The following is a 15,653-nucleotide window of genomic DNA, read 5'->3' as shown; positions in this document are numbered from 1 at the left end:
TTCCTCACCTCAGCTTATGATGATCGGGGAAGTATCTTTTTCTAGCATCGTTAATTTACCACCATACGTCGTTTGTAAATAATCCTTCGTAAACAACACCTCTGTTGGCCCGATTCCAATCAATTTTTTATTTAAAAGCATAATCCAATCAAAATATTCTTTCACAGTATTAAGGTCATGGTGAACAACTAAAACGGTTTTCCCCTGTTTTTTCAGGTCATTTAAGAGTGTAATAATCGCTTTTTCTGTTGCTGCATCGACTCCGACAAATGGTTCATCCATAAAATATAGGTCTGCATCTTGTGCTAGTGCACGAGCTAAAAATACCCGCTGTTGCTGTCCACCAGATAACTGACTTATTTGCCTGTTTGCAAATTGGCTCATACCTACTTTTTCCAAGCACTCCATGGCAATGCCTGTGTCTATCTTACCTGGACGTTTAAACCAGCCTAAATGACCGTATCTACCCATTGTGACAACATCAAGGGAATCGGTTGGAAAATCCCAGTCCACCGATTCCCTCTGTGGTACATACCCCACTTTTTTTCGACTTTGTTTATAGCTGCTCCCAAAGATTTGTACCTTTCCACTAATGGTTGGGATTAATTCTAGGATGGCTTTAATTAACGTGGATTTCCCTGCCCCATTCGGTCCAATAATACCGATTAGCTTTCCTTCAGGTACACTAAATGAGATATCTTCTAAAACAGGCTTTTTTTGATAGGCAACTGTCAAATTATTTACTGTTACTGGTGATGTCACTTTCTCATCGACTCCTTTACTTTAATGCATTCACGATTGTATCAACATTGTGTCGGACCATTCCTAAGTATGTGCCTTCCTCTGTGCCTGCTTCCCCCATAGCATCAGAAAACAACTCTCCTCCGATAACCACTTCATGACCCTGTTCTTTGGCTCCTTCAATAACAGCCTCAATTGCTTTTTTCGGAACACTTGATTCTACAAAAACAGCCTTAATCTTGTTTTCAACTAAATAATCTCTTAAGCTACTAACATCTTTGGACCCGTATTCAGAAGCTGTGCTAATCCCTTGTAGCCCCATTACTTTAATGTCATATGCCTCACCAAAATAACCGAAAGCATCATGCGCTGTCACTAATACGCGGGTTTGGTCCGGAATTGTAGCAATCTGCTCTTTCGCATACTGATCTAATTCTTCCAATTGTTGAATGTATTCTTCAGCATTTTTCGAGTAATCCGCTGCGTTATCAGGGTCAATCTTTGATAGTTCGTCTGCGATTGTTTTAGTAGCTGTATTCCAAAGCTGAACATTAAACCATACGTGAGGGTCATGGTTGTTTGCTCCATCATCTGGTGCGTGTAATTCTGATTCTGGAATATCCTTTGTGACAGCGATAGTCGGCTTTTGCTTTGACATCTTTTCAAAAATGTCAACCATTTTCCCCTCTAAATGTAAACCATTATAGAAAATAAGATCTGCATCCTCCAACTTTTTTATATCCCCTTGAGATGCTTTATAAAGATGAGGGTCAACACCAGATTTCATTAGGCCCGTCACCTCTACATGTTCACCTCCAACATTTTTGACTACATCGGCAATCATTCCTATCGTCGTTGTTACGATTAATTTATCGCTGCTATTGTTTGTTTTTTCCGTACTTGAACAACCTACAAGTGACAAAATTAGAACTGCTAGAACAATTAAGGATTTTTTCAAATAGTGGAACATAAAACATACCTCATTTCCTTTATGATTTCTTGGTAACGGACATCTATTTTGCACGTATGCAACTTTTTGGTCAAAAAAAAGGAATAACTATAGATAGAGCAAATTAATTTAATCACATTACAATTGAAATTCGTTTTTCGAGAAAAGGATACAGACAACCTAGTCTTTAGTTGGATTATTTAAAAAGGATTTACCTGTTATTTGCTTATATTCTTCTTTATTAATAATCCCTAAACATTTACAGAAATAAGAGAATGCGACAATCTTTTTTTGGACCCTTGAATTATTTCTCATACTACCCCTCCCTCCTTTCTCTCTCTATATATATTCACCACCACCATAAAACTTTCCTGCATGCAAAAAACTTTTTTAAATAAAAACTTTTGTTCATATCTAAATTCAACATTAGGAGCAAACATGTTGGTAAAAGTAAGCCGTTTTCTTTTGTGTAACTATATTATTGTACCTAAAGGATTGGAGATTCTAGTAAGTGTTGCAATTGGTTTTATATTTCTAAAGGAAGTTCCTAGTTGGCGCACTGCAATTGGTATAACAATTATATTAGTAGGTTTTTGGATATTAAAAGGAAAATAATCCTTACATTCTCGTCTCAAGTATTTAGCATATGTTTTTATGACACTTTGTGGAGAATTTCACTTAAACTAACCAACTTATAGCTATGTAAGGCTACAACTACAACAGTTAATCTAGCCTGTTTGCAGAAGACTGATCTAATTGATAATGTATTATGCAGCACCTTCTCTCGTAAGCAAAAGAAAAAGGCTTCTCAAAAGTTTAATCAACTAATGAGAAGCCTCTTTTATATACCTGTTGTTAGCAATTTGTTAGCAAATCACTTTAAAACCCTTATATATCAAGGGGTGAAGCGGCTTATTACATCATGCCGCCCATTCCACCCATACCGCCCATGTCAGGCATGCCCATGCCGCCACCAGCAGGTTCTGGTTTGTCAGCAACAACTGCTTCAGTTGTTAAGAACATAGCCGCTACTGATGCAGCGTTTTGAAGTGCTGAACGAGTAACCTTAGTTGGGTCAACGATACCAGCGTCGATCATGTTTACCCATTCGCCAGTTGCAGCGTTGAAGCCTGTGCCAACTTCTTCGCGCTTTAAGCGGTCAACGATAACAGATCCTTCAAGACCAGCATTGTGAGCGATTGTACGTACAGGCTCTTCCATCGCACGTAATACGATGTTAATACCTGTAGCTACATCACCTTCTGCTTGAATTTCTGCAACTTTGCTGTATACGTTTAGAAGGGCAACACCACCACCGGATACGATACCTTCTTCAACTGCAGCACGAGTTGCGTTTAGAGCATCCTCAATGCGAAGCTTGCGCTCTTTTAATTCTGTTTCAGTTGCAGCACCAACTTTGATTACCGCAACACCGCCAGCTAATTTAGCTAAGCGCTCTTGTAATTTTTCACGATCGAATTCAGAAGTTGTTTCTTCTAATTGAACGCGGATTTGGTTTACACGTGAAGCAATTGCAGCAGTATCTCCTGCACCTTCAACGATTGTAGTGTTTTCTTTTGTAACAACAATCTTAGAAGCGCGTCCTAAAGATGTGATGGTTGTAGTTTTAAGTTCACGGCCAAGCTCTTCAGTGATTACTTCAGCGCCAGTTAATGCAGCGATATCTTCAAGCATTGCCTTACGACGGTCACCAAAGCCAGGAGCTTTAACAGCAACTGCATTGAATGTTCCGCGAAGTTTGTTCAATACTAAAGTAGAAAGTGCTTCACCTTCGATATCTTCAGCAATTAACAATAATGGCTTGCCTTGTTGAACCACTTGCTCAAGAACAGGAAGGATTTCCTGGATGCTTGAGATTTTTTTGTCTGTGATTAAGACATATGGATTTTCTAAAACAGCTTCCATTTTGTCTGTGTTTGTTACCATGTAAGCAGAAGTATATCCGCGGTCAAATTGCATACCTTCAACAACATCTAATTCAGTTGTGAAGCCCTTAGATTCTTCGATTGTGATAACGCCGTCGTTACCAACGCGCTCCATTGCTTCAGCGATCAATTGACCTACTTCTTTATCATCAGAAGAAATTGCAGCAACTTGTGCAATGGACTCTTTGCCTTCAATTGGCTTAGAAATAGTCTTTAACTCTTGAACCGCTACTGAAACTGCCTTTTCAATCCCTTTACGGATACCCATTGGGTTCGCACCAGCTGTTACGTTTTTTAAGCCTTCGCGGATCATCGCTTGAGCAAGAACCGTTGCAGTTGTTGTACCGTCACCAGCAACATCATTTGTTTTGCTAGCTACTTCTGCAACAAGCTTCGCACCCATGTTTTCAAAAGCATCTTCTAATTCGATTTCTTTTGCAATGGTTACACCATCGTTTGTGATAAGCGGTGAACCAAATTTCTTCTCAAGAACGACGTTACGTCCTTTAGGTCCTAATGTAACTTTTACTGTATCTGCTAGAGCGTCAACACCACGAAGCATCGCGCGGCGTGCATCTTCACTAAATTTAATTTCTTTAGCCATGTTCAAAGAACCTCCTCGAATTTTCTAAACTTATTATTGTGTATAATGTTCCTTACTCGCCTACAACAGCAAGGATATCGTTTTCACGTAAGATTAAATATTCATTTCCTTCAAACTTCACTTCTGTACCAGAGTATTTTGAGAAGATAATACGATCGCCTACAGAAACTTCAAGAGCAACACGTTCGCCACTTTCAAGCACACGACCGGTACCTACAGCAACAACTCTTCCTTCTTGAGGCTTTTCCTTAGCAGAGTCCGGTAAAACGATACCGCTTGCAGTTTTTTCTTCTGATTCAACAAGCTCAATGACAATACGATCACCTAATGGTCTTAACAAATCAAACAACCTCCTCAAATAGATATGTAATTCTGACTTATTAGCACTCTCCTTACTTGAGTGCTAACACATTTATTATCATAATAAATACCAAAAAAATTTGCAAGTATGAAGCAATGATTTTTTTATTTTTTTTCAACCTTAGCAGTATGTGATTTATGTACATGAATATACATACTTTTTAAAGTTAAATCTTTTAAATTGAAACGCCCCTGCTATTATTAGTACAATGAAGAATAGGTTAAGATAATATGAAGGCCTCTAAAGGAGAAATATCAATTTGAAAAGAGAATATTGGATTATTTTAATTGTTTATATTGCCATGCAGCTATCAAGCCTACTAGGCATCCCCGGGATGATGTTTCTGTTTGGATACCTAGAGATTAATCAAGGATTGGTTGTCCCCTACTGGTTAATTTTCAGTTTTACAATTGCTTTGATTATTATACTTTTCCTATTGCGCAGCGAGATGAAGAAACCGGGCTTGAATACTAGAGGCAGTTCATTTAGTTATGCTGCTACTTGGGCTATTTTGGGTGTTTTTCTTGCTTTGTTCGCTCAAGGACTTGCTGCGAATATCGAACGGCTTATTGGTGTTGATATGGGTTCAGAAAACACACAGCAAATTATGAAGATTATTGAATCCTTTCCACTAGCTATACTTGTCAGTTCGGTCATTGGACCCGTCTTGGAGGAAATCGTTTTTCGGAAAATTATTTTCGGTTCTCTTCATAAGCGTCTTAACTTTTTTTTCTCTGCACTAATCAGTTCGGTCATCTTTGCCTTAGCCCATATGGAACCGCAGCATATCCTACTTTATTCAGCAATGGGCTTTACATTTGCTTTTCTCTATGTAAAAACAAAACATATTCTTGTGCCGATTTTTGCCCATGTCGCCATGAATACATTCGTTGTCGTCATTCAATCCGTTTATAAAGATGAGATCGAAAAACTCATGCGCGATGCGGAAAGAATTCAAAACTTTATCGGAGGCTTTCTATGAGACGTTCACCTTTTGTTTCCGGAATTATTTATCTTGTGCTAGGCGCTTTATTTACTTACTTTGCCATTGAAGATGTTACGCAAAACGGCTGGGGCTTTTTTAGTTATCTGCTCGTTTTATTAGCTACCTTTGACTTTGGAGCAGGGATAAGGATCTTCTTCCTTTACAGTAAATCCAAACGCATAAACAAAAAATAAGCACGAAGCCTTTTCACTTTGGATTGTGAAAAGGCTTCTTTTCCTTCTATACGAATAATTTTCCTTAACACTATAAAGGGATACGGAAGGAAGGGAAACAAACATTAGCACTTTGTCTTTGTTTTAATCGTTGAACCCGGGTCATGCGTTAATTCTGTGGTATACTCCACTGACCCAATTTGGCAGCCAGTGCCGATTTTGACTCGTTTACCTCGAACGATGTCAGCTTTTGTATTTTCAAGGTAGATGTCATCCCCTTCAATCACCTTTGCCGTTAGTGTTCCCGTTTCTCTTCCAAACGGAAGGAACGTGCTTTTCTTCTTAACCTTAATGACCCCTCCACCTATTTCTTCAGCCGAACTTTCTCCAAAGCGTAATGAGATCATAATCTTATCTGCATTAAGCAGACCCTTGATTTCAAAACCTCCCGTGGATTCGAAGGTTTCATATTCGACGTCCCCATTTACAGAGATACTGCCTTTTATATTTGCCTCATCACCCGTTAAACCCGCTCCCACTTCCAGCATTCCGAGGATTTTCATATTTTTTAAAGCAGCACGGCCGTCAACCTCCATCGTGCCCATAACCAGTATTTCCTCTGACTGCAAATTCCCTTTTACTTCAGCCTCGCCGAAAACTTTTATCGAACCTGCCTTAACATTTTCCAAAGCTTCACTTGTTCCATACACATGAATGATAGCACATTCGACATCATTGGAAATCGTACCCTCTCCCCTAATGCTAATTTTGTCATATTGTCCGCCAGGATAACTCCCAGACCCATTAATGGTAAGATTTTGCCCCTTTGTCATTGCCCTTCCCCCTTAAGTTTTTCTAATTTCTTTTACAACTGCTTTTTCATCCATCGACAATTCTCCCGAATATTCAACAATACCAATGATGCAGCTGGGCCCTATTGTCACATTGTTTCCTCGGACAACGGAAGCCTTCGTGTTTTCGATTTCAATTTTATCGCCTTCAATTAATTCCGTTTCTAATTGGGTTTGAATAAAAGGTTTTAAAAATCCCATTAGTGGCGACTTTTGTCTAATAAGAATGGTTTGCCCGCCTATTTCTTTTACTTTACAATCCGAAAAAATCGTAATGTCAATCAGGTCGGCATTTAACAATCCGCCAATCGTAAAGTGGGATTCTCCTTTAAAGGTTTCTGCTTCACAATCTCCACCTACCGTGATTCTGCCTCTAATTTTGATTTCATCACTTTTTATTTTTCCACCAATAGAAGCTTTTCCAGCTACCTTAACATGCTTCACAAGCACATTATTTTGAACCTTTGCTGTACCATCGATTGAAAGGGATTGGCCTGCAATCGTTCCATTTATTTTTCCATTACCGCTAATCTTTGCTGTGGTCGCAGTCACATTTCCATTAACCGTTCCTGATCCGTTACAGTCAAAATGGGTACATTCAACATCGGTATTTACTGTTCCTTTTCCATTTAAGGTTACTTCGTTAAATTGTCCGCCATTGGATGATCCAAGACCATTGATAACCAGGTCACCCCGCCTTTTCGTTTCCATTGTTCATTCCCCTTTATACGAATTTCGATTTAATTTCTTCCATACATGCATGTAACGATATCTCTGTAACCAGCTTCGTTCCCGAATCAAACTGGTATCCTTCTGTATTAATGAGCAATAGGCACTGTGTTATCCCTAATTTTCTTGTAATAAGCAAATTCACACTTTTTTGCTTGATCTGATTCTTATTTTCGAGCATCACCTGTAAAGGCATTTTTCCTTCCTCCAAGTTTATTTCCCCAGATTGAAGTAGTTTTTCTAAAACAAATACTTCGAGTATTCTAGGTAAACTAAAATGAAGATCCCCTTTTTCCTGCTCAAGATAGAAATCCATAATAGACCTTGAAACAATGTTACGACGAACCAATTCATCTGCATCAAGCTGTAAGTCACTAATATTCGGAGAAAACATCTCAGCCAACTCATCTAAAGACAGATTTTCTTTCATCGTTTGAATTTTATTGATTCTTTCGACTATCTTTTGCTTTGGAAAAAACGTCTCCTGCCCAGTAAACGTTGATTTTCGAATAAACCAATCCTCGGGTATCAAATCTTTTCGTTTCCATCTATACAACTGCCCATAAGAGATTCCGGCCAAGTCCAATAAGTCCTTCTTAGAAATTAACTCCTCATTCATTTATATAAAACCCCTTTCTCACATACAATGTAACATAACACTGTTACGCTGGTAAAGTGGAACTCATTGTTTTTTTTCGACAAAAAAGCCCCTTTCACATTACTTCGTGAAAAGGGCCTTTCTTCTTATTCTTCTGTTGTTTCCTCTGTTGGGTAATGCTTTAGGAAGTAAATAAGTGATTGTAGTTCAACAGCCAAGTCTATATGATGAACTCGGATGGATGGCGGTACATTTAATCGAGCAGGAGTAAAATTCAAAATGGCTTTAATATTGGATTTTACAAGCCTATCGGTGATCATTTGGGCAACAGGAGCAGGTACAGTTAGGATGGCAACATGAATATCATCGTTACCTAAATACTTCTCTAGGTCATCCATTGGATACACTGGAACATCTTTAATCGATGTACCCATCTTATTTGGGTCCACATCGAAGGCACATTCTATTTTTGTATTATTATTTTTTAAAAAGTTATAATTTAAAAAGGCTGTACCGAGATTACCTACACCAATTAATGCTACTTTTGTCAATTCATCCTGGTCTAGTGTTTTTCGAAAGAAAGTTAATAGGTAATTGACATTATAGCCATATCCTTTTTTCCCTAATGCACCAAAATAGGAAAAATCTCTACGAATGGTGGCCGAATCCACTTTCACCGCTTCACTTAATTCTGCTGACGAAACCCTTTGTTTACCGGAAGAATGTAGATTCTTTAAAAATCGATAATATAAGGGAAGCCGTTTTGCTGTCGCTTGTGGTATTTTCATTGTCTCATTACTCATATTTTCCCACCCCCTATAGTTTGTTGATCCTTATCTAATTTGTTCTGTTCTGTGGAAATCTCCGTTTTTCCCACCAGTTTTTTCAACTAAATAGGTTTTTCCAATAATCATACCTTTATCCACTGCTTTACACATATCATAAACCGTTAATGCACAAGTAGAAGCAGCTGTTAACGCTTCCATTTCCACACCTGTATTTCCTTTTGTTTTGACAGCAGCTGCAATATTTAATCGATAGAAAGAATCTTCAACCTCTTCCCACGAGAAGGAAATGTTTACCCCTGTTAAAGGGATTGGGTGACACATCGGGATTAAATCCCAGGTTTTTTTGGCGCCCATGACCGCAGCTACTTGGGCCACTGCTAGAACATCGCCTTTTTTCATTTCATTATTTGTTATTTTTTCATATATTTCCTTGCTAACAGTAATGCTGGAATGAGCAATAGCCGTACGAGTCGTTTCTGGCTTATCGCTTACATCGACCATCTTAGCTCTTCCTTCTTCGTTAAAGTGAGTAAAATCAGACATTTTCATAATCCTCCCAGAAAATCATACTATATTTTTCACAATTTGTCTGTGAAACTTTGAACGAATGATAGGAAATCTACACTTTTTTCTTTCAATTCATACTTTCATCCTCTCTCATGGTATCACACTTTATTGCCGACATTGCTGGAATAAGGTACACTTATTTTAGTAATGAGGTGAAAACAATGATTTTATTACAAGTAAATCAACTAGCAAAATACTATGGTGCAGACCTTATTTTATCGAATATAAAACTTGAATTACAAACCCGCGATCGTGTGGCTCTTGTGGGGCGTAATGGTGCCGGGAAATCGACATTATTGAAAATCATTGCCGGGCATTTGTCACATGATGGCGGAGAGATCATTAAACCAAAAGGAGTAAGCATTGGTTATTTAGCACAGAATACTGGATTAGAATCGAATTTGTCGATTTGGGACGAAATGTTGACTGTTTTTGAATCATTAAGAAATATGGAAGCAACACTACGTCAACTCGAGGTTCAGATGTCAGATCCTGCGGCTATAGGGGATTCTAGTCGCTATGAGCGAATCCTTAAAGAATATGACCAGCTTCAAGTAGAATTTAAGGAACAAGGTGGGTATCAATATGAAGCAGATATTCGCTCCATTCTCCATGGATTAAATTTTCACGATAGTACCGTTATAATCTCTTCATTAAGCGGCGGGCAGAAAACAAGGCTTGCCTTGGGGAAACTCCTATTAACGAAGCCAGATATTTTAATCCTGGACGAGCCTACAAATCATCTTGATATCGATACTCTTTCCTGGCTTGAGCAGTACCTACAAGGCTATGATGGCGCGATTTTAATCGTGTCCCATGACCGTTATTTTTTAGATAAAGTGGTCACACAGGTTTATGAAGTATCACGTAAGCAAATTCAAAAGTTCCTTGGAAACTATAGCTCGTATCTCGATCAAAAGGCGGCCAATTATGAGCGTGATTTGAGGGTATACGAGAAGCAGCAACAAGAAGTTGCTAATCTTCAAGATTTTATCCATCGCAATTTAGCCCGTGCCTCTACGACGAAACGAGCACAAAGCAGGCGGAAAAAACTTGAAAAAATGGACCTGTTGGACCGTCCATTAGGCGATGAGAAATCTGCCACTTTTTCCTTCGAAATTGAGAAACAAACCGGAAACGACGTGCTCGCAGTCGATTATCTAGCTGTTGGCTATGAGGATCAGAAAGTATCAGAAAATATCTCCTTCAGGGCATATCGTGGTGAGAGTGTTGCTTTGGTCGGACCAAATGGAATTGGTAAGTCTACTCTATTAAAAACAATCATTAAAAAATTGCCGGCACTTGCTGGTACGATTCAATATGGCGCGAATCTTGCTATCGGTTACTATGACCAAGAACAAGCAGAATTGACCTCGAATAAGCGCGTTTTGAATGAGCTTTGGGATGAATGGCCGTTAAAAAATGAAAAGGAAATACGAACAGTCTTAGGAAATTTCCTATTTTCAGGTGATGACGTATTAAAAATTGTTTCGACATTAAGCGGCGGCGAAAAGGCAAGGCTGGCACTTGCCAAATTAATGCTTGAGAAAGCAAATGTTTTAATATTGGACGAGCCTACAAACCATCTGGACTTAGACAGTAAAGAAGTTCTCGAAAATGCCTTAGTTGATTATCCAGGAACTATCCTATTTGTATCCCATGATCGATACTTTATTAATAGAATCGCCACAAAGGTGTTGGAGCTTAGCACAAACGGCAGTGTTGAGTATCTTGGAGACTATGACTATTATTTAGAAAAAAAGCTGGAGCAAGAGGAGTTAAAGGCTTTAGAAAACGCAAGCCTGAATAACAAACAGACTCAATTGGATGTGCAAGAAAGAAGTTCCTATCAGCAGGATAAAGAAAGTAAAAAGCTGGAGCGGCAGCGTAAAAGAAAAATAGAAGAAATTGAAATACGCATAGAAGAGCTTGAGACACTCATCCAAGATTACGAGGAAAAGCTATGCGAGCCAGAAATATTTCAAGACCATGAAAAGGTCTTAGAAATAAATATAAAGAATGAAAAAGCGAAAACTGAACTTGAACAGTTAATGGAGGAATGGGCAGAACTCGCGGAGTAATAAGAAAAGCGCAAGCGCCCTGGTCAGCGGCGTATGGCCTCCTCGAAAAAGCTAACGCTTTTCCTTCGTGCGAAGCTTATGCTGCCGAAGCGTTCCTTGTGGATCGCTCCAACCGAGATAAAGGAAACACGAAGAGCCGTAGGCGATTCGATGTTGACTTATCGTAGGGCGGAGAGCGAAGGACACTAGCCGCTAGGGTGCTGGAGCTGGACAGTAAACTAGGTTCAAAGGCTTATACTTATCTTTAAGCTTGGGGCTTGGATATCGATATCCAACCCCCTTTTATTAGTTTGAGCTGTAATTATTCATTATGGATTTTCGTGTAGGTATGAGAATTCATAGGCGGAGAATTTCCGGCTAATGTATATAAAGGAGGCTTAAGAAGCAGATATAAGCGGAGATATTCCGACTAACTGCTTTAAATAAGACACAATCCAATGATTTGGATCATATAAACGGAAAAACTCCCCTTATTTTTATGAAAATATGGTTTTTTTTTATTTTAACCGGAATTCTTCCGTTTATTTTTCAAACGCAGTGAATCCCCATGCCTGAAGTCAGGGGTAATACGCACAGTATGATAAACATCTTCGTTTGTTAATAGCTCCATTTCAATTGTGATCTCAAAATTCCCCCATATTTTTTATAGTTCGGCAAAATCCTACAAACTTCGACTTAAATTCTTTTGAATCTTCTTTTTCCACAACTTTATTCACATAACAAATCCGACTGATTCAGCTATGCACGGACTTTTCCACATTATCCACAGAAAAGCCTCGACTTATCCACATTGTCCACAAGATATAGGTGACTTACCCACATTATTCATGCAATACGCAATTTTTCTTAAAAAACTTATCCACAAAAAAGCCCTTCTTATTCAGAAGGACCTCTAATTGTATAATTCTATATCCAATCCTGGATTTGCATTCAAGGATAAATCTGCTCTGATTCCTTTTTCAAACATAATGCTCCCTGCAGCAGCAATCATCGCTGCATTATCCGTACACAAGTTTAAAGGCGGAATGACTAATTCAATTCCAGTCCTATGTGAAAAAGATTCCTGAAGCGCCTTTCTAAGCCCTTTATTAGCAGCAACCCCGCCAGCGAGCAATACCTGCTTTACCTTATATTCTGATGTGGCTTTCAACGTCTTTTTTACCAACACCTCAATAACACTTGCCTGAAAGCTTGCTGCAAGATCCTCCGGAGCGATCGTTTCACCACGCTGCTCTGCATTGTGGACAGTATTAATAACCGCTGATTTTAATCCGCTAAAGCTAAAATCATACGATCCTTCTTCCAGCCAGGCTCTAGGCAAATTAAGGGTATCACTGCCTTCTTGAGCCAGCCTGTCAATATGTGGTCCGCCTGGATAAGGCAGTTTTAATGTTCGTGCAACTTTATCATATGCTTCACCAGCTGCATCATCTCTTGTTTCACCAATGACCTCAAAATGTCCCTGTTCCTTCATGTACACTAATTCTGTATGCCCCCCCGACACCACCAAAGAAAGTAGAGGAAAGCTTAATTCTGTCACTAACCGGTTTGCATAAATATGACCAGCAATATGATGGACTGGAACAAGTGGAATGTTATGTGCAAACGCAAGTGCTTTTGCTGCATTTACACCAATTAATAGGGCTCCAACTAATCCTGGTCCTTCCGTTACTGCAATGGCATCCAGCTCTGAAAGTGTAAGGTTTGCTTCTTTCAAAGCCTCTTCGATGACAATCGTCATTTGTTCAACATGATGACGGGAGGCAATTTCAGGGACCACACCACCAAAACGCTTATGACTTTCAATTTGTGAGGCAACCACATTGGCCGCAATCTCTCTGCCATTTTTAATAATGGCAACAGCTGTTTCATCACAGCTTGTCTCAATTCCCATAATCCATTGATCTTTCATCCTATATTCACCCACATCACTAAGGCATCTTCTTGATTATCTGAATAATAATTTTTCCGAATGCCGCCATTTTGAAATCCAAACTTTCTGTAAAGAGATTGTGCTACCTGGTTCGTTACTCGTACTTCAAGCGTCATACTCCTTGCTCCCATATCCTTCGCCACGGACATCATTTTACCAAGCAATGCTTCCCCAAGCTTTTTGCCCCTATAGGAAGGGAGTATGGCGATATTTGTTACATGTGTCTCATCAATGACAATCCAAGCACCGCAATATCCAATAATTTTATGATCTTCTTCTAAGACGATATACACTGCAAATTTGTTATTATAAATTTCATTATAAAAAGCCTCTCTGCTCCATGGTGTTGTAAAAGAGGCATGTTCAACTTCTAAAATTTGATCGATATCCTCTTCATTCATATAACGAAAAACAAAAGAATCTACCATAACTCTCTAATCCTATCCATCTTAGATTTTCCCATTCGCCTCTAACCATTTCGCTTCTGCCTCAGCTAAACGAATATAATTAGGGACAAAGGAATGAATATCTTCCCCCGGTTTTCCTTTACCTAACTGCGCTAGCTCCGACGGTCGGGGATTATGTTCCGTAATCGCGGCAAATACTGCCTGTGAGCTTAGTGTATCTGCTATCATTGCTTGATGAATGGGTAAATCATTACCGACAAATAAAATAGGCTTCTTTACTTCCTTTAATGCAACAGCCCAATCAGAAGACATAACTAAACGATCGTCTTTAATGGTAAAAAGTTCCCCATTTTGGTATTCATATAGCCCTGTATAAACTTGTCCTCTTCTGGCATCAATTAGGGGTGAAATATAGCCATCAAAATATCGCCCTGTCCCTGCAGCCATTATTTCAAGACTAGAAACTCCTACTAAAGGGATCTTTAACGACCAAGCCATTGATTTCGCGATGGTAACGCCGATCCGAACCCCCGTATATGAGCCTGGACCTTTAGCGACCACTATTTTGGTTAGCTGTGCTGGAACTCTTTCACAATCCTTCATTAAGGTCTGAATGGCTGGCATGATTCGGACGGAATGATTTTTCTTTAGGTTGGTAATATATTCTCCAAGTACCTGATTCTCTTCAATAAGCGCTACCCCTAACGGATAATTAGAAGTATCAATCGCTAATATGGTCATTTATAAAAATCTCCTTACATAATTGCTCATATCTTTTCCCTTTTGGAACGAACACCATTTTTCTCTTTTCTGAACCTTCATGGTACAAATAAATAGTTAACAGTTCTACTGGCAGCTGTTCCTCAATTAAATGTGCCCATTCTACCACCGTTACTCCTTCGCCTTCAAAATATTCATCAAAACCGAGATCCTCGTAGGAATCGGCAACACGGTAAACATCCATATGATATAAAGGCAGCCTGCCCCTATATTCTTTGATAATGGTGAAGGTCGGACTGTTCACCGTTTTCTTAATATCCAAACCCTTTGCCAATCCTTTTGTGAAGGTAGTTTTTCCAGCGCCTAAATCGCCTTCAAGGCAAATGACATCTCCTGGTTGTAATAACTCTGCGAGCCTTTCTGCATACTGAAAGGTTTCATTGGGATCTTGAGTATTCATTTCATATTGAATCATATTATCACCTTTTTACTATAACATAGCTTATCTCTATCTACATTCTACCTTATTTTCGCAAAAAAAATCCTTAGGAATACTCCTAAGGATACCTTATTTAGTATGTATTTTACCAATTTGTCTTCCTTTTGAGAAAAAAGACATAAAAAAAACGAAACCAAGTTTCGCGTTCTTAAAAGTATAATGGCGGTCTGGACGGGACTCGAACCCGCGACCTCCTGCGTGACAGGCAGGCATTCTAACCAACTGAACTACCAGACCAAATTGCGGGGACAGGATTTGAACCTGCGACCTTCGGGTTATGAGCCCGACGAGCTACCAGACTGCTCCACCCCGCGACAATAAAAAAGAAACTATTTTGTACACTAATATATTATATGTTAAAACTTATAAATAGTATACACTTTTTAAAAATAAAACAGCCTGGCAACGTCCTACTCTCACAGGAACAAAGTTCCAACTACCATCGGCGCAAAGAAGCTTAACTTCCGTGTTCGGTATGGGAACGGGTGTGACCTTCTTGCCATAATTACCAGACTATTTTTTTCAAAGACATATCTTATTATACTGTCTTTTAAATATTTTTCAAGAGGTTTTTGAAAAAAATTCATTCCCTCAAAACTAGATAATTTCAGAAGAAGTTGTAAAACGAGTTCGCTTTAAAAATTGGTTAAGTCCTCGAACGATTAGTATCAGTCAGCTCCACACGTTACCGCGCTTCCACCTCTGACCTATCAACCTGATC

The 15,653-nt window shown here is 39.0% G+C and carries 17 protein-coding genes, 2 tRNA genes and 2 rRNA genes; 3 read left to right on the top strand and 18 right to left on the bottom strand.

Annotated elements, in window-relative coordinates:
- Window positions 1–9: 9 nt before the first annotated feature.
- From BLR86_RS20300 to groES, 5 genes are all read right to left on the bottom strand, one after another.
- Window positions 10–762: a metal ABC transporter ATP-binding protein gene (locus BLR86_RS20300; protein ID WP_090765916.1), complete on the bottom strand. Its 753-nt coding sequence runs from the start codon at window positions 760–762 to the stop codon at window positions 10–12.
- Between the two features lie 16 nt (window positions 763–778).
- A complete protein-coding gene (locus BLR86_RS20295) occupies window positions 779–1,711 on the bottom strand; it encodes a metal ABC transporter solute-binding protein, Zn/Mn family (protein WP_090765913.1) in 933 nt (310 codons plus the stop codon).
- Between the two features lie 159 nt (window positions 1,712–1,870).
- Window positions 1,871–2,005 carry a hypothetical protein gene (locus BLR86_RS26855; RefSeq protein ID WP_302847233.1) on the bottom strand — a complete coding sequence of 45 codons (135 nt, stop codon included), beginning with the start codon at window positions 2,003–2,005 and terminating at the stop codon, window positions 1,871–1,873.
- A gap of 600 nt (window positions 2,006–2,605) precedes the next feature.
- Window positions 2,606–4,240: a chaperonin GroEL gene (groL, locus tag BLR86_RS20290; RefSeq protein ID WP_090765912.1), complete on the bottom strand. Its 1,635-nt coding sequence runs from the start codon at window positions 4,238–4,240 to the stop codon at window positions 2,606–2,608.
- A gap of 52 nt (window positions 4,241–4,292) precedes the next feature.
- Complete coding sequence (groES, locus tag BLR86_RS20285; protein ID WP_090765908.1) at window positions 4,293–4,580, bottom strand: co-chaperone GroES; 288 nt, start codon at window positions 4,578–4,580, stop codon at window positions 4,293–4,295.
- Window positions 4,581–4,860: 280 nt separating this feature from the next.
- On the opposite strand from groES, the gene BLR86_RS20280 reads away from it, so the two are divergent.
- Complete coding sequence (locus BLR86_RS20280) at window positions 4,861–5,583, top strand: CPBP family intramembrane glutamic endopeptidase (protein ID WP_090765904.1); 723 nt, start codon at window positions 4,861–4,863, stop codon at window positions 5,581–5,583.
- On the top strand, window positions 5,580–5,780 hold the full coding sequence (locus BLR86_RS20275; RefSeq protein WP_090765902.1) for a YdiK family protein: 201 nt from the start codon (window positions 5,580–5,582) through the stop codon (window positions 5,778–5,780). Before BLR86_RS20280 ends, BLR86_RS20275 begins: the two co-directional genes overlap by 4 nt.
- A 104-nt stretch (window positions 5,781–5,884) precedes the next feature.
- Here BLR86_RS20275 and BLR86_RS20270 read toward each other — a convergent pair whose 3' ends face one another.
- The 5 genes from BLR86_RS20270 to moaC form a co-directional block, all read right to left on the bottom strand.
- The gene (locus BLR86_RS20270) at window positions 5,885–6,592 is read right to left on the bottom strand and encodes a cytoplasmic protein (protein WP_090765899.1); all 708 of its coding nucleotides are present in this window, start codon (window positions 6,590–6,592) and stop codon (window positions 5,885–5,887) included.
- Between the two features lie 12 nt (window positions 6,593–6,604).
- Window positions 6,605–7,321 carry a polymer-forming cytoskeletal protein gene (locus BLR86_RS20265; RefSeq protein WP_090765894.1) on the bottom strand — a complete coding sequence of 239 codons (717 nt, stop codon included), beginning with the start codon at window positions 7,319–7,321 and terminating at the stop codon, window positions 6,605–6,607.
- 13 nt (window positions 7,322–7,334) lie between these two features.
- Window positions 7,335–7,958: a YhbD family protein gene (locus tag BLR86_RS20260; RefSeq protein ID WP_090765891.1), complete on the bottom strand. Its 624-nt coding sequence runs from the start codon at window positions 7,956–7,958 to the stop codon at window positions 7,335–7,337.
- A gap of 125 nt (window positions 7,959–8,083) precedes the next feature.
- Complete coding sequence (locus BLR86_RS20255; protein WP_090765888.1) at window positions 8,084–8,740, bottom strand: redox-sensing transcriptional repressor Rex; 657 nt, start codon at window positions 8,738–8,740, stop codon at window positions 8,084–8,086.
- A 30-nt stretch (window positions 8,741–8,770) separates the two neighbouring features.
- Complete coding sequence (gene moaC, locus BLR86_RS20250) at window positions 8,771–9,268, bottom strand: cyclic pyranopterin monophosphate synthase MoaC (RefSeq protein WP_090765885.1); 498 nt, start codon at window positions 9,266–9,268, stop codon at window positions 8,771–8,773.
- Between the two features lie 185 nt (window positions 9,269–9,453).
- On the opposite strand from moaC, the gene BLR86_RS20245 reads away from it, so the two are divergent.
- Complete coding sequence (locus BLR86_RS20245) at window positions 9,454–11,373, top strand: ABC-F family ATP-binding cassette domain-containing protein (RefSeq protein ID WP_090765882.1); 1,920 nt, start codon at window positions 9,454–9,456, stop codon at window positions 11,371–11,373.
- A gap of 892 nt (window positions 11,374–12,265) precedes the next feature.
- Here the strand turns inward: BLR86_RS20245 and tsaD are convergent.
- The 8 genes from tsaD to BLR86_RS20205 all read right to left on the bottom strand — a co-directional run.
- Window positions 12,266–13,285, bottom strand: a complete 1,020-nt coding sequence (gene tsaD, locus BLR86_RS20240) for a tRNA (adenosine(37)-N6)-threonylcarbamoyltransferase complex transferase subunit TsaD (RefSeq protein ID WP_090765879.1) — start codon at window positions 13,283–13,285, stop codon at window positions 12,266–12,268.
- Window positions 13,282–13,734 (bottom strand): ribosomal protein S18-alanine N-acetyltransferase, encoded by a 453-nt coding sequence (rimI, locus tag BLR86_RS20235; RefSeq protein ID WP_090765876.1) that lies wholly within the window; start codon window positions 13,732–13,734, stop codon window positions 13,282–13,284. Before rimI ends, tsaD begins: the two co-directional genes overlap by 4 nt.
- 21 nt (window positions 13,735–13,755) lie before the next feature.
- Window positions 13,756–14,454 carry a tRNA (adenosine(37)-N6)-threonylcarbamoyltransferase complex dimerization subunit type 1 TsaB gene (tsaB, locus tag BLR86_RS20230; RefSeq protein ID WP_090765872.1) on the bottom strand — a complete coding sequence of 233 codons (699 nt, stop codon included), beginning with the start codon at window positions 14,452–14,454 and terminating at the stop codon, window positions 13,756–13,758.
- The gene (gene tsaE / locus BLR86_RS20225) at window positions 14,435–14,908 is read right to left on the bottom strand and encodes a tRNA (adenosine(37)-N6)-threonylcarbamoyltransferase complex ATPase subunit type 1 TsaE (RefSeq protein ID WP_090765869.1); all 474 of its coding nucleotides are present in this window, start codon (window positions 14,906–14,908) and stop codon (window positions 14,435–14,437) included. The genes tsaB and tsaE overlap by 20 nt, the downstream gene beginning before the upstream one ends.
- 184 nt (window positions 14,909–15,092) lie before the next feature.
- Window positions 15,093–15,169: transfer RNA gene (locus tag BLR86_RS20220), tRNA-Asp, on the bottom strand.
- 3 nt (window positions 15,170–15,172) lie between these two features.
- A tRNA-Met gene (locus BLR86_RS20215) sits at window positions 15,173–15,246 on the bottom strand.
- 83 nt (window positions 15,247–15,329) lie between these two features.
- A 5S ribosomal RNA gene (gene rrf, locus BLR86_RS20210) occupies window positions 15,330–15,445 on the bottom strand.
- Window positions 15,446–15,574: 129 nt separating this feature from the next.
- Window positions 15,575–15,653, bottom strand: a 23S ribosomal RNA gene (locus BLR86_RS20205); the annotation flags it as partial.

This window comes from Bacillus sp. OK048, assembly GCF_900103525.1.
In the GTDB taxonomy this organism is placed as follows: Bacteria; Bacillota; Bacilli; order Bacillales; family Cytobacillaceae; genus Neobacillus.
The sequence above is the reverse complement of the archived record's forward strand: the minus strand, read 5'-3'. Positions and strand labels throughout refer to the sequence as shown.

Coding starts and splice junctions, on each gene's coding strand:
- BLR86_RS20295 (WP_090765913.1), bottom strand. CDS start 1,711: ATGTTCCACTATTTGAAAAAATCCTTAATTGTTCTAGCAGTTCTAATT.
- BLR86_RS26855 (WP_302847233.1), bottom strand. CDS start 2,005: ATGAGAAATAATTCAAGGGTCCAAAAAAAGATTGTCGCATTCTCTTAT.
- groL (WP_090765912.1), bottom strand. CDS start 4,240: ATGGCTAAAGAAATTAAATTTAGTGAAGATGCACGCCGCGCGATGCTT.
- BLR86_RS20275 (WP_090765902.1), top strand. CDS start 5,580: ATGAGACGTTCACCTTTTGTTTCCGGAATTATTTATCTTGTGCTAGGC.
- BLR86_RS20270 (WP_090765899.1), bottom strand. CDS start 6,592: ATGACAAAGGGGCAAAATCTTACCATTAATGGGTCTGGGAGTTATCCT.
- BLR86_RS20265 (WP_090765894.1), bottom strand. CDS start 7,321: ATGGAAACGAAAAGGCGGGGTGACCTGGTTATCAATGGTCTTGGATCA.
- BLR86_RS20260 (WP_090765891.1), bottom strand. CDS start 7,958: ATGAATGAGGAGTTAATTTCTAAGAAGGACTTATTGGACTTGGCCGGA.
- BLR86_RS20255 (WP_090765888.1), bottom strand. CDS start 8,740: ATGAGTAATGAGACAATGAAAATACCACAAGCGACAGCAAAACGGCTT.
- moaC (WP_090765885.1), bottom strand. CDS start 9,268: ATGTCTGATTTTACTCACTTTAACGAAGAAGGAAGAGCTAAGATGGTC.
- BLR86_RS20245 (WP_090765882.1), top strand. CDS start 9,454: ATGATTTTATTACAAGTAAATCAACTAGCAAAATACTATGGTGCAGAC.
- tsaD (WP_090765879.1), bottom strand. CDS start 13,285: ATGAAAGATCAATGGATTATGGGAATTGAGACAAGCTGTGATGAAACA.
- rimI (WP_090765876.1), bottom strand. CDS start 13,734: ATGGTAGATTCTTTTGTTTTTCGTTATATGAATGAAGAGGATATCGAT.
- tsaB (WP_090765872.1), bottom strand. CDS start 14,454: ATGACCATATTAGCGATTGATACTTCTAATTATCCGTTAGGGGTAGCG.
- tsaE (WP_090765869.1), bottom strand. CDS start 14,908: ATGATTCAATATGAAATGAATACTCAAGATCCCAATGAAACCTTTCAG.